This is a genomic window from Streptomyces sp. AF1A (assembly GCF_047340315.1).
Classification (GTDB): Bacteria; Actinomycetota; Actinomycetes; order Streptomycetales; family Streptomycetaceae; genus Streptomyces.
In genome coordinates this window covers 1-19,062 of sequence record NZ_JBLEBI010000076.1, presented here as the reverse complement: position 1 = coordinate 19,062, position 19,062 = coordinate 1, and the positions used below count along the sequence as shown (strand labels likewise).

Annotated in this window: 15 protein-coding genes; 8 read left to right on the top strand and 7 right to left on the bottom strand. The window is 72.9% G+C overall.

What is annotated here, in order from left to right:
- Window positions 1-160 precede the first annotated feature (160 nt).
- Genes ACLU3S_RS20710 through ACLU3S_RS20695 form a run of 4 tightly spaced genes read left to right on the top strand, consistent with a single transcriptional unit; the run spans window position 161 to window position 3,542 of the window.
- On the top strand, window positions 161-904 hold the full coding sequence (locus ACLU3S_RS20710) for an enoyl-CoA hydratase family protein (protein ID WP_413953398.1): 744 nt from the start codon (window positions 161-163) through the stop codon (window positions 902-904).
- A complete protein-coding gene (locus ACLU3S_RS20705; RefSeq protein WP_413953397.1) occupies window positions 905-1,756 on the top strand; it encodes a CoA transferase subunit A in 852 nt (283 codons plus the stop codon).
- Window positions 1,753-2,493, top strand: a complete 741-nt coding sequence (locus ACLU3S_RS20700) for a CoA-transferase subunit beta (RefSeq protein ID WP_413953396.1) — start codon at window positions 1,753-1,755, stop codon at window positions 2,491-2,493. The genes ACLU3S_RS20705 and ACLU3S_RS20700 overlap by 4 nt, the downstream gene beginning before the upstream one ends.
- Window positions 2,493-3,542, top strand: a complete 1,050-nt coding sequence (locus tag ACLU3S_RS20695; RefSeq protein WP_413953395.1) for an NAD(P)H-dependent flavin oxidoreductase — start codon at window positions 2,493-2,495, stop codon at window positions 3,540-3,542. The genes ACLU3S_RS20700 and ACLU3S_RS20695 overlap by 1 nt, the downstream gene beginning before the upstream one ends.
- Here the strand turns inward: ACLU3S_RS20695 and ACLU3S_RS20690 are convergent.
- From ACLU3S_RS20690 to ACLU3S_RS20680, 3 genes are all read right to left on the bottom strand, one after another.
- Window positions 3,526-4,683 carry an acetyl-CoA C-acetyltransferase gene (locus ACLU3S_RS20690; RefSeq protein ID WP_413953394.1) on the bottom strand — a complete coding sequence of 386 codons (1,158 nt, stop codon included), beginning with the start codon at window positions 4,681-4,683 and terminating at the stop codon, window positions 3,526-3,528. The genes ACLU3S_RS20695 and ACLU3S_RS20690 overlap by 17 nt on opposite strands.
- Window positions 4,684-4,758: 75 nt before the next feature.
- Window positions 4,759-5,397, bottom strand: coding sequence for a TetR/AcrR family transcriptional regulator (locus tag ACLU3S_RS20685; RefSeq protein ID WP_413953393.1), 639 nt, complete (start codon window positions 5,395-5,397; stop codon window positions 4,759-4,761).
- 30 nt (window positions 5,398-5,427) lie between these two features.
- On the bottom strand, window positions 5,428-6,213 hold the full coding sequence (locus tag ACLU3S_RS20680; RefSeq protein ID WP_413953392.1) for an SDR family oxidoreductase: 786 nt from the start codon (window positions 6,211-6,213) through the stop codon (window positions 5,428-5,430).
- A gap of 61 nt (window positions 6,214-6,274) precedes the next feature.
- On the opposite strand from ACLU3S_RS20680, the gene ACLU3S_RS20675 reads away from it, so the two are divergent.
- Together ACLU3S_RS20675 and ACLU3S_RS20670 are read left to right on the top strand one after the other, a co-directional pair.
- Complete coding sequence (locus tag ACLU3S_RS20675; protein ID WP_413953391.1) at window positions 6,275-7,414, top strand: acyl-CoA dehydrogenase family protein; 1,140 nt, start codon at window positions 6,275-6,277, stop codon at window positions 7,412-7,414.
- Complete coding sequence (locus ACLU3S_RS20670) at window positions 7,414-8,385, top strand: acyl-CoA dehydrogenase family protein (RefSeq protein ID WP_413953390.1); 972 nt, start codon at window positions 7,414-7,416, stop codon at window positions 8,383-8,385. The genes ACLU3S_RS20675 and ACLU3S_RS20670 overlap by 1 nt, the downstream gene beginning before the upstream one ends.
- A gap of 1 nt (window position 8,386) precedes the next feature.
- Here the strand turns inward: ACLU3S_RS20670 and ACLU3S_RS20665 are convergent, their stop codons facing one another.
- Window positions 8,387-9,112 carry a vWA domain-containing protein gene (locus ACLU3S_RS20665; protein ID WP_413953389.1) on the bottom strand — a complete coding sequence of 242 codons (726 nt, stop codon included), beginning with the start codon at window positions 9,110-9,112 and terminating at the stop codon, window positions 8,387-8,389.
- 136 nt (window positions 9,113-9,248) lie between these two features.
- Here ACLU3S_RS20665 and ACLU3S_RS20660 point away from each other — a divergent pair, with 136 nt between their 5' ends.
- The gene (locus ACLU3S_RS20660; RefSeq protein ID WP_413953388.1) at window positions 9,249-10,127 is read left to right on the top strand and encodes a rhomboid family intramembrane serine protease; all 879 of its coding nucleotides are present in this window, start codon (window positions 9,249-9,251) and stop codon (window positions 10,125-10,127) included.
- 274 nt (window positions 10,128-10,401) lie between these two features.
- Here ACLU3S_RS20660 and ACLU3S_RS20655 read toward each other — a convergent pair whose 3' ends face one another.
- The 3 genes from ACLU3S_RS20655 to ACLU3S_RS20645 all read right to left on the bottom strand — a co-directional run bounded on the left by ACLU3S_RS20655 (window position 10,402) and on the right by ACLU3S_RS20645 (window position 17,612).
- A complete protein-coding gene (locus ACLU3S_RS20655; RefSeq protein ID WP_413953387.1) occupies window positions 10,402-11,865 on the bottom strand; it encodes a glutamate synthase subunit beta in 1,464 nt (487 codons plus the stop codon).
- Entirely contained in the window at window positions 11,858-16,369 is a 4,512-nt protein-coding gene (gene gltB / locus ACLU3S_RS20650) for a glutamate synthase large subunit (RefSeq protein ID WP_413953386.1), read from the bottom strand. The genes ACLU3S_RS20655 and gltB overlap by 8 nt, the downstream gene beginning before the upstream one ends.
- A 511-nt stretch (window positions 16,370-16,880) precedes the next feature.
- Window positions 16,881-17,612, bottom strand: a complete 732-nt coding sequence (locus ACLU3S_RS20645; RefSeq protein ID WP_413953385.1) for a VIT1/CCC1 transporter family protein — start codon at window positions 17,610-17,612, stop codon at window positions 16,881-16,883.
- A 269-nt stretch (window positions 17,613-17,881) separates the two neighbouring features.
- Here ACLU3S_RS20645 and ACLU3S_RS20640 point away from each other — a divergent pair.
- Window positions 17,882-19,062, top strand: a 1,181-nt coding sequence (locus tag ACLU3S_RS20640; RefSeq protein WP_413953384.1) for an ADP-ribosylglycohydrolase family protein, incomplete at its 3' end; no start/stop codon positions are given.

The window sequence follows — 19,062 nt, the reverse complement described above, 5'->3', positions numbered from 1 at the left end:
CGGACTCGCAGGCGAGTTGTGCACTGGGCTGCCCGCAGATGCGTTGTCCACAGGGCCCGCTGGTGAGTTGTCCACAGGCTCTCCCGCATGTCTTCGCCGACTGCTAGCTTCGAAGCCTCGCACCTAACAAACGTTTGGTGGAAAGGTAGCTGATGTGCCCATGGGTGTCTCCCGTTCGTCCCCGGAAAAGGGGATTTCCGTGGTCACCGTCGACTTCCCGCCGGTGAACGCGCTCCCGGTGGCCGGATGGTTCGCGCTGGCCGAGGCCGTGCGCGCGGCGGGCGGCGACCCGGGGGTCCGGTGCGTCGTGCTGGCCGCCGAGGGGCGGGGCTTCAACGCGGGCGTGGACATCAAGGAGATACAGGCGGGCGGGCGGCAGGCACTGATCGGCGCCAACCGGGGCTGTGCCGAGGCCTTCGCCGCGGTCTACGAGTGCGAGACACCGGTGGTCGCGGCGGTGCGGGGATTCTGCCTGGGCGGCGGAATAGGGCTGGTGGGCAACGCGGACGCGATCGTGGCGAGCGAGGACGCCGTCTTCGGGCTGCCCGAGCTGGACCGGGGCGCGCTGGGCGCCGCGACCCATCTGGCGCGGCTGGTCCCGCAGCACCTGATGCGCGCGCTGTACTACACGGGCCGCACCGCGAGCGCGGCGGAACTGCACCGGCACGGCTCGGTGTGGCGCGTAGTGCCGGGCGAGGAGCTGGCGGGGGCGGCGCTGGAACTGGCCCGGGAGATCGCCGCGAAGGACGGGCGGCTGCTGCGCATGGCCAAGGCCGCCCTCAACGGCATCGATCCGGTCGACGTGCGCCGCAGCTACCGCTTCGAGCAGGGCTTCACCTTCGAGGCCGGCCTCAGCGGCCTGGCCGACCGGGTGCGCGGCACGTTCGGGAAGGAGGGCGCGTAGATGGGCGACAAGTCGATGACCGCCGAGGAGGTGGTCGCCCGGCTGGAGAGCGGCATGACCCTGGGCATCGGCGGCTGGGGCTCCCGGCGCAAGCCGATGGCACTGGTGCGGGCGCTGCTGCGATCCGGGATCGGCGATCTCACCGTCGTCTCGTGCGGCGGCCCGGACGTCGGGATGCTGGCCGCGGCCGGCCGGATCCGCCGGCTGGTCACCGCCTTCGTCACGCTCGACTCCATCCCGCTCGAACCGCACTACCGGGCGGCCCGGGAGCGCGGCGGCCCGGAGCTGACCGAGGTCGACGAGGGCATGTTCCTGTGGGGTCTGGAGGCGGCGGCCCGCCGGCTGCCGTTCCTGCCGGTGCGGGCGGGGGCCGGCTCGGACGTGATGCGGGTCAACCCCGGCCTGCGGACCGTGACCTCGCCGTACGCGGACGGGGAGACGCTGGTGGCGATGCCCGCGCTGCGGCTGGACGCGGCCCTCGTGCACGTCCACCGGGCCGACCGGCTGGGCAACGGCCGGTGCACGGGCCCGGACCCGTACTTCGACGACCTGTTCTGCGCGGCGGCGGACGCGGCCTACGTCTCCTGCGAGCGGATCGTGGACACCGCCGAGCTGACCAAGGGCGCGCCGCCGCAGTCGCTGCTGCTCAAGCGGCTCGCGGTGACAGGCGTGGTGGAGGCGCCGAACGGGGCCCACTTCACGTCCTGCGCGCCCGACTACGGCAGGGACGAGGAGTTCCAGCGGGCGTACGCGGGCACGCCCTGGCCGGATTTCGCCGGGCGGTTCCTCGGCGGCGACGAGGGCGCGTACCGGGCGGCGGTCCAGGAGTGGCGCGGGGAGCAGGGGCGATGAGGGTCACCCGGGCCGAGTACTGCGTGATCGCCTGCGCCGACGCCTGGCGCGGGGCCGGGGAGATCCTGGCGAGCCCGATGGGGCTGATTCCCTCGCTGGGTGCGAGGCTGGCCCGGCTCACCTTCGCGCCGGACCTGCTGCTGACCGACGGCGAGGCACTGCTGGTGCGTCCGGACGGCACTCCGGAGGGCTGGCTGCCCTACCGGGAGCACCTGGCCCTGGTGGCGGGCGGACGGCGGCACGTGATGATGGGCGCGAGCCAGATCGACCGCTACGGCAACCAGAACATCTCCTGCGTCGGCGACTGGGCGCGGCCCCGGCGGCAGCTGCTGGGAGTGCGCGGAGCACCGCTCAACACGCTGAACCATCCGACCAGTTACTGGATCCCGCGGCACTCCCGGCGGGTGTTCGTGGAGCGGGTGGACATGGTCTGCGGGGTGGGATACGACCGCGCGGCCGCGCTCGGCGCGACGGGTCGCTTCCACCGCATCGTGCGGGTGGTCTCCGACCTCGGCGTGTTCGACTTCGCGACACCGGACCGCTCGATGCGGGTGGCCTGTCTGCATCCCGGGGTGGGCGTGGAGCAGGTGCGGGAGGCGACGGGGTTCGCGCTCGCGGTGCCGGACGAGGTGCCGGCCACGCGGGAGCCCGACGCCGAGGAGTTGCGGCTGATCCGTCAGGTGCTGGACCCGGGCGGGGCGCGCACATGTGAGGTGCCCGAGGCGGTGGGGAGCTGATGGAGACGGCGCTCACCCGGCTGGTCGGCGTCCGCCATCCGGTCGTGCAGACCGGGATGGGCTGGGTGGCCGGACCGCGGCTGGTCTCGGCGGCGGCGAACGCGGGCGCGCTCGGCATCCTGGCCTCCGCCACGATGACGCCCGCCCGGCTGCGCGCCGCGATACGGGAGGTCCGGTCCCGGACCGACGCGCCGTTCGGGGTGAACCTGCGTGCCGACGCGGGCGACGCGGCCGAGCGGGTGCGGATCATCCTGGCGGAGGGCGTGCGGGTGGCCTCCTTCGCGCTGGCGCCCTCCCCCAAGCTGATCGGGCGGCTCAAGGAGGCCGGGGTGGTCGTCATCCCGTCCGTCGGGGCGCGGCGGCACGCCGAGAAGGTGGCCGCGTGGGGCGCGGACGCGGTGATCGTGCAGGGCGGCGAGGGCGGCGGGCACACTGGCGAGGTGGCGACGAGCGTGCTGCTGCCGCAGGTGGTGGACGCGGTGCGGATACCGGTGGTGGCGGCGGGCGGGTTCTTCGACGGGCGGGGCCTGGTGGCGGCGCTGGCGTACGGGGCGGCCGGGGTGGCGATGGGCACGCGGTTCCTGCTCACCTCGGAGTCGACGGTGCCGGACGCGGTCAAGGCCAGATATCTGGCGGCGACGGTCCGGGACGTCACCGTCACCCGGGCGGTGGACGGCCTGCCGCACCGGATGCTGCGCACCGACCTGGTGGACGCGCTGGAGCGGTCCGGCCGCATACGCGCCTTCGGGCATGCGGTGCGGCGCGCGGCCGGATTCCGGCGGCTGGCGGGGCTGACCTGGCGGCAACTGGTCCGCGACGGCCTCGCCCTGCGGCGCGGCAGCGAGCTGTCCTGGAGCCAGGTCCTGCTGGCCGCCAACACGCCGGTGCTGCTGAAGTCCGCGATGGTGGACGGGCGTACGGACCTGGGGGTGATGGCGGCCGGGCAGGTCGCCGGGGTGATCGACGACCTGCCGTCGTGCGCGGAGCTGGTGGAGCGGGTCGTGCGGGAGGCGGAGGAGGTGCTGGCGGGGCTCAGAGCCGTTCGATGACCGTCACGTTGGCCTGCCCGCCGCCCTCGCACATGGTTTGCAGGCCGTAGCGCCCGCCGGTGCGCTCCAGTTCGTGCAGCAGGGTCGTCATCAGGCGGGCGCCGGTCGCGCCGAGGGGGTGGCCGAGGGCGATCGCGCCGCCGTTGACGTTGACCTTTCCGGGGTCGGCGCCGGTCTCCCGCAGCCAGGCCAGGACGACCGGAGCGAAGGCCTCGTTGATCTCCACGAGGTCGATGGCGTCGATGGTCAGGCCGGTCTTGCGCAGGGCGTGCGCGGTCGCGGGGATGGGCGCGGACAGCATCCGGACGGGGTCCTCGCCGCGCACGGAGAGGTGGTGGACGCGGGCGCGGGGGCGCAGCCCGTGCTCGCGTACCGCGCGCTCCGAGGCGAGCAGCAGGGCGGCGGCGCCGTCGGAGACCTGGGAGGAGCAGGCGGCGGTGACGGTGCCCCCGTCGAGGACGGGCTTGAGGGCGGCCATCCTCTCCAGGGAGGTGTCCCGGCGCGGGCCCTCGTCCACCGCGACCGGGTCGTAGGGGACGGTCTCGCGCTCGAAGCGGCCGGTGTCGATGGCCAGGATCGCGCGCCGGTGCGAGCGCAGGGCGTACTCCTCCTGCTCCGCCCGGCCGATGCCCCACTTGGCGGCGATCATCTCGGCGCCGGCGAACTGATTGACGGGCTGGTCGCCGTAGCGGGCGCGCCAGCCGGCGCTACCCAGGAAGGGGCCGTCGGTCAGGCCGAGCGGCACCGCGGCCTGCCGGGAGGCGAAGGCGATGGGGATCAGGGACATGTTCTGCACCCCGCCCGCGACCACCAGGTCCTGGGTGCCGGAGAGCACGGCCTGCGCGGCGAAGTGCACGGCCTGCTGCGAGGAGCCGCACTGCCGGTCGACGGTCACGCCCGGCACCTCCTCGGGCAGTCCGGCGGCCAGCCAGCAGGTGCGGGCAATGTCCCCGGCCTGCGGCCCCACCGCGTCCAGACAGCCGAAGACGACGTCCTCCACGGCGGCCGGGTCGATCCCCGCCCGCTCCACGAGGGCCTTGAGGACATGCGCGCCCAGGTCGGCCGGGTGGACGCCGCTGAGTCCTCCCCCGCGCCGCCCGACGGGCGTGCGGACCGCTTCGACGATGTAGGCCTCGGCCATGGCAACTCCCTCACCAGGAAAGGGGTGTTATCCGCGGTGCTCGTGGCGCTCATGGTGCTCGGGGTGCTAGTCGTGCTACTCGTGCTCTTCCCGCTTGCCGTGCTCGTCGCGCACGGCGATGCCGTCCAGCACCATCGACAGGTACTGCCGGGCGATCTCCTCGGGGCTGTGCTGCCCTCCGGGCCGGTACCAGGAGGCGGCGACCCAGACGGTGTCGCGCACGAACCGGTAGGTGAGCCGCACGTCGAGGTCGGCGCGGAAGACGTGCTCGGCGACCCCGCGTTCCAGCGTGCTGAGCCAGGCCTTCTCGAACCGGCGCTGGGACTCGGCGAGGAAGGCGAACCGGTCCTGGGCGACGAGCTGTCTGCTCTCCTTCTGGTAGATCGCGACGGCCGCGCGGTGCCGGTCGATCTCCCGGAAGGACTCGGTGACCAGCGCCTCCAGCGTCTCGCGAGGCCCGAGTCCGGAGGTCAGGACGGTGTCGTAGCCGTCCCACAGCTCGTCCAGGAAGGTCCGCAGGATCTCCTCGAGCATCGACTCCTTGGAGTCGAAGTGGTAGTAGAGGCTGCCCGCGAGCATCCCGGCGTGGTCCGCGATCCTGCGGACGGTGGTGGCGTTGTAGCCGTGCTCGGCGAACACCTCGGCAGCGGTGCTGAGGAGTTCGCCGCGCCGGGCGGCTGCGGCGGTCACCTGGGGCTTCTTCTTGGTCGGCACGCACCCATTCTGGACGCACCCATGCTGCTCCTAGGCGTGCTGGCTGCTGACGGCGACGACCTCGCCGGTCATGTACGAGGAGTAGCCGGAGGCCAGGAACACGATCACGTTGGCCACCTCCCAGGGCTGCGCGCAGCGCCCGAAGGCCTCCCGTTCGGTCAGGTCCGCGAGCAGTTCGGCGGAGGTGACCTTCACCAGGTGCGGGTGCAGGGCGAGGCTGGGTGCCACCGCGTTGACCCGGACCCCGTACGCGGCCGCCTCGATCGCGGCGCACCGGGTCAGGGCCATCACCCCGGCCTTGGCGGCGGCGTAGTGGGCCTGTCCGGCCTGGGCGCGCCAGCCGACGACGGAGGCGTTGTTGACGATCACCCCGCCGGCGGTCTCCCGCATGGCGCGCAGCGCGGCGCGCGTGCACCGGAAGGTGCCGTTGAGGGTGACGTCCAGGACCCGGGACCACTGGTCGTCGGTCATGTCGACCAGGTCCGAAGTGCCGCCGAGGCCCGCGTTGTTGACGACGACGTCCAGCCGTCCGTGTGCGGCCGCGGCCGCTTCGAACAGCGCCTGGACCTGGTCCTCGTCGGTGACGTCGCACGGCATCGCCGTCACCGCGCCGGGGAACTCCCGGCCGAGTTCCGCCTCGTGCTCCTTCAGCCGGCGCGTGTGCGCGTCGCTGATGAGCACGCGGGCGCCTTCTTCCAGGAAGCGGCGCGCGGTGGCGCCGCCGATGCCGGAGCCGGCCGCCGCGGTGACGACCGCGGTGCGCCCCTGCAGCAGTCCGTGCCCGGGCACGTAGGCCGGGCTCTCGACGCCTGTCATGGGGTCACGCTAACCTACCAAACACTTGTTAGGGAAGGTGACGGAAGGAAGCGGGGCGACCGTGGACCTGACCCACTCTCCGGCCGACGAGGAGTTCCGCGCCGAGGCCCGGGCCTGGCTGCGGGCGCACGTCCCGCGCGTGCCGCTGCCGTCCCTGGAGACCGAGGAGGGCTTCGCGGCACACCGCGCCTGGGAGGCGGAACTGGCCGCCGACCGCTGGTCGGTGGTGTCGTGGCCGCGCAGGTACGGCGGCCGGGACGCGGGTCTGCTGCGGTGGCTGGTGTTCGAGGAGGAGTACTGGGCGGCGGGCGCCCCGGGCCGGGTCGGCCAGAACGGCGTCGGCCTGCTCGCGCCGACCCTCTTCGACCACGGCACGGAGCGGCAACGGGCGCGTGTGCTGCCGCCGATGGCCACCGGCGAGGTGGTCTGGGCGCAGGCCTGGTCCGAGCCGGGGGCGGGCTCCGACCTGGCCGCGCTCACCTCCAGGGCGGTGCGCACGGAGGGCGGCTGGCGGCTCAGCGGGCAGAAGACGTGGTCCTCGCGGGCGTCCTTCGCCGACCGGGCCTTCGGCCTGTTCCGCAGCGACCCGCACGCCCCGGAACCCCACCAGGGGCTCACGTACCTGATGTTCGACCTGCGGGCGCCGGGCGTCACGGTCCGGCCGGTCGGCCGGCTGGACGGCAGGCCGGCCTTCGCCGAACTGTTCCTGGACGAGGTGTTCGTCCCGGACGAGGACGTGATCGGCGAGCCCGGCCAGGGCTGGCGGATCGCGATGTCCACGGCGGGCAACGAACGCGGGCTCACCCTGCGCTCCCCCGGCCGCTTCCTCGCCTCCGCGGCCCGCCTGCTCGGCCTGTGGCGGGCCCGGGGCTGCCCGGAGCACACGCGGGAAGGGGTGGCCGACGCCCTGATCGGCGCCCGCGCCTACCAGTTGTTCACCTACGCGGCCGCCTCCCGGTTCCTGGACGGCGCCCGGCTCGGCCCGGAGTCCAGCATGAACAAGGTCTTCTGGTCCGAGCTGGACCTGGCGCTGCACGAGACGGCGCTCGACCTGCTCGGCGCGGAGGGGGAACTGGCCGGCACCGACTGGTCCGAGGGGTACGTCTTCGCGCTCGCCGGGCCGATCTACGCGGGCACGAACGAGATCCAGCGCGACATCGTCGCCGAGCGCCTGCTCGGCCTGCCGAAGGGACGCCGCTGATGCGCTTCCTGCTCGACGCCGAGCAGCACGCCTTCGCCGCATCGCTGCACGCGCTGCTGACGGCCGCGAACACCCCGGCGGTGGTCCGGGACTGGAGCCGCGGCGACCATGCGAGCGGACGCGCGCTGTGGGCGCGGCTCGCGCAGACGGGGGTGTTCGGGCTGGCGGTGCCGGAGGAGTACGGCGGACTGGGCGCACGTCCGGTCGAACTCGCCGTGGCCTTCGTGGAGGTGGGCCGGCACGCGGTGCCGGGGCCGCTGGCGGAGACGGTCGCTGCCGCCGTCCTCCTCGGCGAACCCCGGCTCGCCAGGCGCTTCCTGCCGGGCCTCACGGCCGGAACGGACCTCGCGACCGTGGCCGGGCCCGGCGGGTGCGCGCTCGACGGCGACGCCGCGTCCGTGCGGCTGTACCCGGCCCCCGAGGGCCTGTACCTGTCCACCGCGGCGCCGGGCCCGGTGCGCCGCTCCCTCGACCCCGCCCGCCGGCTGACCCCGCTCGTCCCGGACGGCGAACTGCTCAGCCGCGAGCCGCCCCGCGCCGATGCCCTCGCCCACGCCCGCCTGGCCGTCGCCGCCCAGGCCCTCGGCGTCGGCCTCGCCCTCCTCGACCGGACGCTCGCCCACGTCCGGCAGCGCACCCAGTTCGGCGTGCCCATCGGCTCCTTCCAGGCGGTCAAGCACCGCCTGGTCGACGCGAAGACGGCCCTGGAGTTCGCCCGCCCCCTGCTCTTCGGCGCCGCGCTGTCCCTGCGCCCCGCGGACGTGGCCGCCGCCAAGCTCAAGGCCTGCGAGGCGGCGTACGCCACCGCCCGCACGGCGCTGCAACTGCACGGCGCCATCGGCTACACCGCCGAGTACGACCTCTCCCTGTGGCTGACCAAGGCCCGCGCCCTGCGCACGGCGTGGGGGACGCCCCAGGAGTGCCGGGAGCTGGTCCTTCAGGACGCGCTCGGCGAGAGCCCGGCCGGATGACTCAGGCCGGACGGACGATGCCGGCGGTGCGGGCGGCCGCCAGCCACCGGGGGAACTCGCCGACGAGACGGTCGTACAGCTCGGTGTCGGGGACCCGCCGGGGATCCTCGCCCGCGTGGAAGAAGCCGGCGTTGTCCACGATCCGCCTGCCGGGCACCGCCAGTTCGTCCAGCTTGCGCAGGAAGTCGAACTGCCGGCTGCCCGGGTCGCCGAAGCCGACGAACTGCCAGAACAACGGCAGCTTCGCCGCCTTGCACAGATAGCGCTCGGCGGCGAGCCTGTTGATCGGGCCGCCGTCGGTCTGGAAGACGACCAGGGCGGGGTCGGTGGCGCCGCTGTCCAGGTAGTGGTCGATGACGGCGTCCATGGCCAGGTGGTAGCTGGTCCTGCCCATGTGCCCCAGCCCGGCCACGATCCGCTCCACGCTGCCCTCGTGGCGGTCCAGCGCGATGTCGGTGACCGCGTCGATGTCCGTGGAGAAGAACACCACCGGCACGCACCCGTCGTCGTCCAGGTGCGCGGACAGGCCCAGCACCCGGTCGGCGAGCGCCTGCACGCTGCCGTCCTGGTAGTACGGCCTCATCGAGCCGGAATAATCGACGACGAGGTAGACGGCGGCCCGCAGTTGCTCCAGGCCGTGCTTGCGCAGGGACACCCCGGCCGACCGGTAGGCGCCGACGAGCGCGGGCGCGCTCTCCTCCACCCTGCGCAGGCTGATCGCGGCCATGGTCCCCCTCGCTGTTCCGGAAGCTTATGTGATCACTGGGTCCTGTTGTCGCAGCCGTCACACCAGTTCGCTATTTTGTTCGCCGCCGTCCCCACCGGCTCGACCTGCCCCCGATTCTCTTCGCAAGGAGCCGGCTGTGACCGCCGAATCCACCGCCACCACCTGCTTTCGGCACCCCAAGGTGGAGTCCCACGTCCGGTGCACCCGCTGCGACCGCTACATCTGCCCGTCCTGCATGCGGGAGGCGGCCGTCGGCCACCAGTGCGTGGAGTGCGTGAAGGAGGGCGCCCGCTCCATCCGGCAGGCACGGACCGTGTTCGGCGGCCGGATCAGCGCGGTGCCACTGGTGACATACATCCTGATCGGCCTGAACGTGCTGGCCTACCTGGCCGAGCTGGCCCGCCCCTCGGTCGAGAACCGCTTCGACATGCTCGGCGCCGCGCCCGCCGGCTACTACCCCGAGGGCGTCGCGCACGGGGAGTGGTACCGGCTGCTGACCGGCGCGTTCCTCCATCTGACGCCCGGCGAGGGAACGTTCGGCATCACGCACATCCTGCTCAACATGGTCGCGCTGTGGAACATCGGCCGGGTGGTCGAGGCCCAGCTGGGCCGGGTCCGCTACCTCGCCCTGTACCTGCTGTCGGCGCTGGGCGGCTCGGTGCTGGTGCTGCTGCTCGCTCCGGAGACCGGCACGGTGGGCGCGTCCGGCGCCGTCTTCGGCCTGGGCGCGGCCTACTGGGTCATGGGCCGCCGCCTCGGCTACAACATGCGGTCCGTCAACCAGTACATGGGCGGACTGGTGCTGTGGATGGTGGTCTCCGCCTGGCTGACCTCCTGGCAGGCCCACCTCGGCGGCCTGCTGGCCGGCGGCGCGGTGACGCTGGCGTACGCGTACGCGCCCCGGGACGGCCGGCGCACCCTGGTCCAGGCGGGCGTGTGCGTGGCCCTGCTGGCACTGCTGCTGGTCCTCGCCTGGGTCAAGGCGGCGTCGCTGACGAGCGGGGCCGCCGCATGAGACGAGCGGGAATCCCGCGGTTCGCGGCCGTGCCGTGATCGTCACGGCGGTGGTGCCGTCGGCCGCGACCCGTCGGCCGCGCGGCTCGAGTGGCAGGTGTACGGGGAGACGTGCCGGGTGGTGCCGTCGTGACCCGGGGGCGTCCGGGACGTGCGACGGCGCCTGCCCAGTCGTCCGGTCGGGGACAGGCGGGCAGGCGCCGTCGGCGGGGGTCTGGGGGTGTCCCCCAGATGACCCGCCCGTACGCCGTTGTACGGGACGCTTGGAGGGGCCGTCAGACCGCGAGGGCGCGGTCGGTCGGGCGGATCGGGGCCGGCAGGTCGCTGGCTCCGGTCAGGTAGCGGTCGACGCCGCGGGCGGCCGAGCGCCCCTCCGCGATCGCCCACACGATCAGCGACTGGCCGCGGCCGGCGTCCCCGGCGACGAACACACCCGGCACGTTGGTCTGGAAGTCGGCGTCGCGGGCGATGTTACCGCGCTCGTCCAGCTCCAGGCCGAACTGCTCGACCAGGCCGTTCTCCCGGTCGGTGCCGGTGAAGCCCATGGCGAGGGTGACCAGCTGGGCCGGGATCTTGCGCTCGGTGCCCGGCTTCTGGGTCAGCTTGCCGTCGACGAACTCCACCTCGGCCAGGTGCAGCCACTGCACGTTGCCGTCCTCGTCGCCCTCGAAGTGGGTGGTGGAGGCGGAGTAGATCCGCTCGCCGCCCTCCTCGTGGGCCGAGGTGACCTTGTACAGGATCGGGAAGGTCGGCCAGGGCTGGCTGGCCGGGTGCCGCTCGTCGTTCGGGCGGGGCATGATCTCCAGCTGGGTGACGGAGGCCGCGCCCTGCCGGTGGGCGGTGCCCACGCAGTCGGCGCCGGTGTCACCGCCGCCGATGACCACGACGTGCTTGCCCTCGGCCGAGATCGGCGGGGTGACGTAGTCGCCCTCCTGGACCTTGTTGGCCAGCGGCAGGTACTCCATCGCCTGGTGGATGCCCTTGAGCTCGCGGCCGGGCACCGGCAGGTCGCGGGCGGTCGTGGCGCCGGCGGCGATCACGATCGCGTCGTACCGCTTCTTCAGGTCGCGCGCGTTGATGTCGCGGCCGATCTCGACGCCGGTGCGGAAGCGGGTGCCCTCCGCGCGCATCTGCTCGATGCGGCGGTTGATGTGCCGCTTCTCCATCTTGAACTCGGGGATGCCGTACCGGAGGAGGCCCCCGACGCGGTCCGCGCGCTCGTAGACGGCGACCGTGTGGCCGGCTCGGGTCAGCTGCTGGGCGGCGGCGAGGCCCGCCGGGCCCGAGCCGATGACCGCGACCGTCTTGCCGGACAGGCGCTCGGGGATCTGCGGGGCGACGGTGCCCGCGTCCCACGCCTTGTCGATGATCGAGACCTCGACGTTCTTGATGGTGACCGGCTGCTGGTTGATGCCCAGCACGCACGCCGACTCGCAGGGAGCGGGGCACAGGCGACCGGTGAACTCCGGGAAGTTGTTGGTCGCGTGCAGCCGCTCGGAGGCGGCCGTCCAGTCCTCGCGGTAGGCGTAGTCGTTCCACTCGGGGATCAGGTTCCCCAGCGGACAGCCGTTGTGGCAGAACGGGATGCCGCAGTCCATGCACCGGCTGGCCTGCTTGCTGATGATCGGCAGCAGGGAGCCGGGGACGTAGACCTCGTTCCAGTCCCTGACCCGCTCGGCGACGGGACGCGTCCTGGCGACCTCGCGGCCGTGGTTCAGGAAGCCCTTGGGGTCAGCCATTGATCGCCGCCTCCATCATCTTCTCGGTGACCTCGGTCTCGGGGAGACCGGCTCGCTCGGCGGCGTCCTTGGCGGCGAGCACTGCCTTGTACGTGCTGGGGATGATCTTGCTGAAGCGCCGCACGGCCGTGTCCCAGTCGGCGAGCAGCTTCTCGGCGACCGTCGAGCCGGTCTCCTCGGCGTGGCGGCGCACCACGTCGTGCAGCCACTGCTTGTCGGCCTCGTCGAGCGCCTCGACCGACCGGGCGTTGCCGGCGTTGACGTTGTCGCGGTCGAGGTCGATGACGTAGGCGATGCCGCCGGACATGCCCGCCGCGAAGTTGCGGCCGGTCGGGCCGAGGACGACCGCGTGGCCGCCGGTCATGTACTCGCAGCCGTGGTCGCCCACGCCCTCGGAGACGACCAGCGCGCCCGAGTTGCGCACGCAGAACCGCTCACCGGTACGGCCGCGCAGGAACAGCTCGCCGCCGGTGGCGCCGTAGGCGATGGTGTTGCCCGCGATGGTCGAGTACTCGGCGAGGTGGTCGGCCGCGCGGTCCGGGCGGACGACGATCCGGCCGCCGGACAGGCCCTTGCCGACGTAGTCGTTGGCGTCGCCCTCCAGGCGCAGCGTGACGCCGCGCGGCAGGAACGCGCCGAAGGACTGGCCGGCGGAGCCGGTGAAGGTGATGTCGATGGTGTCGTCGGGCAGGCCCGCGCCGCCGAACTTCTTCGTCACCTCGTGGCCGAGCATGGTGCCGACCGTGCGGTTGATGTTGCGGATGGCGACCTGGGCGCGCACCGGCTGGGCCTCGGTCGCGTCGTTCGCGGCCAGGGCGTCGGCGGCGAGCTTGATCAGCTCGTTGTCCAGCGCCTTCTCCAGGCCGTGGTCCTGCGCCACCACCTGGTGGCGGACGGCGCCCTCGGGCAGGTCCGGCACGTGGAACAGCGGCGCCAGGTCCAGGCCCTGCGCCTTCCAGTGGTCCACCGCGCGCTCCACGTCCAGCACCTCGGCGTGGCCCACGGCCTCCTCGATGGAGCGGAAGCCCAGCTCGGCCAACAGCTCGCGGACCTCCTCGGCGATGAACCGGAAGAAGTTCACCACGTGCTCGGCCTGGCCGGCGAAGCGGTCGCGCAGGACCGGGTTCTGGGTGGCGATGCCGACCGGGCAGGTGTCCAGGTGGCAGACGCGCATCATGACGCAGCCGGAGACGACGAGCGGCGCGGTCGCGAAACCGAACTCCTCGGCGCCGAGCAGCGCGGCGATGACCACGTCACGGCCGGTCTTCAGCTGGCCGTCGGTCTGCACGACGATGCGGTCGCGCAGGCCGTTGAGCAGCAGGGTCTGCTGGGTCTCGGCGAGGCCCAGCTCCCAGGGGCCGCCCGCGTGCTTCAGGGAGGTCAGCGGGGAGGCGCCGGTGCCGCCGTCGTGGCCGGAGATGAGCACCACGTCCGCGTGCGCCTTGGAGACGCCCGCGGCCACCGTGCCGACGCCGACCTCCGACACCAGCTTCACGTGGATGCGCGCGGCCGGGTTGGCGTTCTTGAGGTCGTGGATCAGCTGGGCCAGGTCCTCGATGGAGTAGATGTCGTGGTGCGGCGGCGGGGAGATCAGGCCCACGCCCGGCGTCGAGTGACGCGTCTTCGCGACCCACGGGTAGACCTTGTGGCCGGGCAGCTGACCGCCCTCGCCGGGCTTGGCGCCCTGGGCCATCTTGATCTGGATGTCGTCCGCGTTGACCAGGTACTCGCTGGTCACGCCGAAGCGGCCGGAGGCGACCTGCTTGATGGCGCTGCGGCGCGCCGGGTCGTACAGGCGCTCCGGGTCCTCGCCGCCCTCGCCGGTGTTGGACTTGCCGCCCAGCTGGTTCATGGCGATGGCGAGGGTCTCGTGCGCCTCCTTGGAGATGGAGCCGTACGACATGGCGCCCGTGGAGAAGCGCTTGACGATCTCGCTCACCGGCTCGACCTCGTCGAGGGGGATCGGCTTGCGGTCGGACTTGAAGCCGAACAGGCCGCGCAGCGTCATCAGGCGCTCGGACTGCTCGTTCACCCGGGACGTGTACTTCTTGAAGATGTCGTACCGGCCGGTGCGCGTGGAGTGCTGCAGGCGGAAGACCGTCTCCGGGTCGAACAGGTGCGGCTCCCCCTCGCGGCGCCACTGGTATTCGCCGCCGATCTCCAGCGCGCGGTGCGCGGGGGCGATGCCGGAGGCCGGGTAGGCCTTGGCGTGGCGGGCGGCGACCTCCTGGGCGATGACGTCGATGCCGACGCCGCCGATCTTGGTGGCGGTGCCGTTGAAGTACTTCTCGACGAAGGCCTGGTCCAGGCCGACGGCCTCGAAGACCTGGGCGCCGCGGTAGGAGGCGACGGTGGAGATGCCCATCTTCGACATGACCTTCAGGACGCCCTTGCCGAGCGCGTAGATCAGGTTCTTGATGGCCTTCTCCGGCTCGATGCCGTTGATGAAGGTGCCCGCGCGGAGCAGGTCCTCGACCGACTCCATCGCCAGGTACGGGTTGACGGCTGCGGCGCCGTAGCCGATCAGCAGGGCGACGTGGTGGACCTCGCGGACGTCGCCGGCCTCGACCAGCAGGCCCACGTGGGTGCGCTGCTTGGTGCGGATGAGGTGGTGGTGCACGGCCGCGGTGAGCAGCAGCGAGGGGATCGGCGCGTGCTCGGCGTCCGAGTGGCGGTCGGACAGGACGATCAGGCGGGCGCCGTTCTCGATGGCCGCGTCGGCCTCGGCGCAGATCTCCTCGATGCGCGCGGCCAGCGCGTCACCGCCGCCGGAGACCCGGTACAGACCGGACAGGGTGGCGGCCTTGAAGCCGGGCATGTCGCCGTCGGCGTTGATGTGGATGAGCTTGGCCAGCTCGTCGTTGTCGATGACCGGGAAGGGCAGCACGACGGAGCGGCAGGAGGCGGCCGTCGGGTCGAGCAGGTTGCCCTGCGGGCCCAGCGACGAGCGCAGGGAGGTGACCAGCTCCTCGCGGATCGCGTCCAGCGGCGGGTTGGTGACCTGCGCGAACAGCTGGGTGAAGTAGTCGAAGAGCAGCCGCGGACGCTCGGACAGGGCCGCGATCGGCGAGTCCGTGCCCATGGAGCCGATCGGCTCGGCGCCGGTGCGGGCCATCGGGGCGAGGAGGACGCGCAGCTCCTCCTCGGTGTACCCGAAGGTCTGCTGGCGGCGGGTGACCGAGGCGTGGGTGTGGACGATGTGCTCGCGCTCGGGCAGGTCGCCCAGCTCGATCTCGCCGGCCTCCAGCCACTCGGCGTACGGCTGCTCGGCGGCGAGGGTCGCCTTGATCTCGTCGTCCTCGATGATGCGGTGCTCGGCGGTGTCGACGAGGAACATGCGGCCGGGCTGCAGGCGGCCCTTGCGGACGACCTTGGCCGGGTCGATGTCGAGGACGCCGACCTCGGAGCCGAGGACGACGAGGCCGTCGTCGGTGACCCAGTAGCGGCCGGGGCGCAGGCCGTTGCGGTCGAGCACGGCGCCGACCTGGGTGCCGTCGGTGAAGCAGACGCAGGCCGGGCCGTCCCAGGGCTCCATCATCGTGGAGTGGTACTGGTAGAAGGCGCGCCGGGCCGGGTCCATGGAGTCGTGGTTCTCCCACGCCTCCGGGATCATCATCAGCACCGAGTGCGGCAGCGAACGTCCGCCCAGGTGCAGCAGCTCCAGCACCTCGTCGAAGGAGGCGGAGTCGGAGGCGTCCGGCGTGCAGACCGGGAAGATGCGGTCCAGCTCCCTGTCGCCGAACAGGTCGGAGACCAGCTGGGACTCGCGGGCGACCATCCAGTTGCGGTTGCCCTTGACGGTGTTGATCTCGCCGTTGTGCGCGACGAACCGGTACGGGTGCGCGAGCGGCCACGACGGGAAGGTGTTCGTGGAGAACCGGGAGTGCACGAGCGCGATCGCGGAGGCGAAGCGGCGGTCGGACAGGTCGGGGAAGAACGGCTCCAGCTGGCCGGTGGTCAGCATGCCCTTGTACACGATCGTGCGCGCGGACAGTGACGGGAAGTAGACGCCCACCTCGCGCTCGGCGCGCTTGCGCAGCACGAACGCCGTGCGGTCCAGCGCGATGCCCGTCCGGGAGGCGCCCCCGGTGACGAAGATCTGCCGGAAGACCGGCATGGTGGAGCGGGCGGTGGCGCCCAGCAGCTCCGGGGCGACCGGGACCTCGCGCCAGCCGAGGACGGTGAGGCCCTCCTCGGCCGCGATCGTCTCGATCTTCGAGACGGTGTCCTCGGTCCCCTCCTCCGGCAGGAAGGCGATGCCGACGGCGTACGAGCCGGCCGCGGGGAGGTCGAATCCGGCCACCTCGCGGAAGAACGCGTCGGGCACCTGCGACAGCAGGCCGGCGCCGTCGCCCGAGTCGGGCTCGGAGCCGGTGGCGCCGCGGTGCTCCAGGTTGCGGAGCACGGTCAGCGCCTGCTCGACCAGTGTGTGGGACGCCTCGCCGGTGAGGGTGGCGACGAAACCGACACCGCAGGCGTCGTGTTCGTTGCGGGGGTCGTACATACCCTGCGCAGCAGGGCGAGCATCCATGAACGACCAGTTCTGGCCATTCGCGGAGTGCTGGGACGGCTGGCGCGGCGTACGCATCGGCTCTCCCGTCGTCGTCATGTGGCATGTGGCAGGTGCCGAGGGACGACGTTGGCCCTCTGCGAGGTGGCGAAATTTCGTGCAGGTTACATGATGGGACGGATCCCGGGAAGTGGATACTCCGTTCCAGCATGCGGACACCACGGGGTCCGTGGCGTGGGCGTCGCACGGTGGCGACGGGGTACCGCCCGGGGCGGTGGGGGTGCCGCTCGGTGGCGGCGAACGTCGGGGGGGGACCGTTGCGGACGAGATCGGTCGGATCGGCGTCCGGCGGCCCGGAGGGGGGCGGGGGGAGCGTCGTCGGCCCACCCCGCGGGGTTGCAGGCGTCATTGCCTGCGGCGCTTACGGCTCATGCCCAGTGGTCACGCACTCGAAACCAGCGAGTAACGGCTACTTATGCGGCCCGCCGCATAAGTTCCGGCACGGTTATCCTACGGCCGTTCCGAACAGGGTACCCAGGGCGTACGTCACACCGGCGGCCGCGCCGCCCAGCGCGAGCTGCCTGAGGCCGCTGTACCACCAGGTGCGCGCGGTCACCTTGGCCACGACGGCACCGCAGCCGAACAGCCCCATCAGGGCCAGCAGCACGGCGGGCCACAGCGCGGTGGCGCCGAACAGGAACGGCAGCACGGGCAGCAGGGCGCCGAGGGCGAAGGAGCCGAAGGAGGAGACGGCGGCGACCAGCGGCGAGGGCAGATCGCCGGGGTCGATGCCCAGCTCCTCGCGGGCGTGGATCTCCAGGGCCTGCTCGGGGTCCTGGGACAGCTGCCGTGCGACCTCGCGGGCCAGTCCGGGCTCCACGCCCCGGGCGACGTAGAGTGCGGCGAGCTCGTCCTCCTCGTCCTGCGGGTGCCTGCGCAGCTCGCGCCGCTCGACGTCGAGCTCGGCCTCGACCAGTTCGCGCTGGGAGGCGACGGAGGTGTACTCGCCGGCCGCCATGGAGAAGGCGCCGGCGGCGAGCCCCGCGAGACCGGTGATGACGATGGTCTGATGACCGACGGACCCGCCGGCCACGCCGGTCAGCAGGGCGAGGTTGGAGACCAGGCCGTCCATCGCACCGAAGACGGCGGGGCGCAGCCAGCCGCCGTTGACATCGCGGTGCGTGTGGTTGTCACGGTGCGCCTCGTGCAGCGCGGCCTCGGCATCGATGATGGCCATACGAGCCCCCGGGATAGCTTAGCCAAAGCTAACTTTGGACGAGTTCTACTTTTCGACGACACCGAACCTACGCCTCTCGCGCCGATGCCGCCAGCAAGGAAAGGCTGGGCTAACCTGCGGATTTCCCCGTATCGCTCATGCGTGATCAAGCTAGCTCATCTGTCGAGCGGGTGACGCTGAGGTCGGAACAGGTCGGTGACGCCCCCGCCGTGGGAGACATCCGCAGAGGGCCCCGCCGGTGCTCGGGGTCCGCCGAAGGAGGCCCCCCCATGGCATCGATCGCCCGCACTCCCCCGCCCCCGGCACCCGGGAACGCCGCCGGGCTGCGCGAACGGGCCCGCGGCGCGCTGCTCGGCCTGGCCGTCGGCGACGCGCTCGGCGCGCCGGCGGAGAACCTGAGGCCCTCCGAGATCCGCGCCCGCTGGGGGCGCATCACGGGGTACGTGACGGACCGCCCGCACGGCACGGACGACACCGAGTACACGCTCTTCTCCGGCCTGCTGCTGGCCCGGCACGGCTCGGCGCTCACCCCGGCCCACGTGGAGGCGGCCTGGCACGAGTGGATCGCCGACCGGGCGGAGGGCCCCTTCCGGGGCGCGGGCTTCAGCGAGCGCGGCACCCTGGAGAACCTGCGCCGGGGCCTGGCCGCCCCCATCTCGGCCCAGCACCGCCACGCCTGGAGCGACGGGCTCGCGATGCGCGCGGCGCCCTTCGGGGTCTTCGCGGCCGGGCGCCCGGGGGAGGCTGCCCGGCTGGTGGCGATCGACGGCTCCATCAGCCACGAGGGCGAGGGCATCTACGGCGGTCAGGCGGTCGCCGCGGGGGTGGCCGCGGCGATGGCGGGAGCGCCCGCGCCGGTGGTGATCGCCTCCGCCCTCGCGGTGATCCCGGAGGACTCCTGGACGGCCCGCTCGCTGCGCCGCGCGGTGGCCGTGGCCCATCGCGGCGAACGCGCGGTCCGCTCCGCCGTCGTCATCGGCGGCTATCCCTGGACCGACCTGGCCCCGGAGGCGGTCGCCCTCGCGTTCGGCGCGTACGCGACCGCCGACGGCGACTTCGAGGAGGCGGTCCTGACGGCCGTCAACATGGGCCGCGACGCCGACACCACGGCGGCGGTGGCCGGCGCCCTGGCCGGCGCGACGCGGGGCTTCTGCGCCATCCCGCTCGCCTGGGCCGCGGCCATCGGCCCCGCCCGCGGCCGCTGCCTGCCCGCCATGGCCGGCCACCACGTCCTCGACATCGCCGAACTCCTGGTCCCGGAGGAGGGCGGCAAGTGGGGGGCGGACGTGGTGGTGCCGGGCTTCCTGGCGGAAGCGGCACGGCGAGGGCCGTCGCGCCCGGACCGCACTCCGGCAGCGGGAACCGATCTCACCCTGACGCCGGTCACGGGCCGGGCACCGACACGGCAGGAACTCGCCCTGGTCCCGGGAGCCGGGCAGGAGCCGGCGTC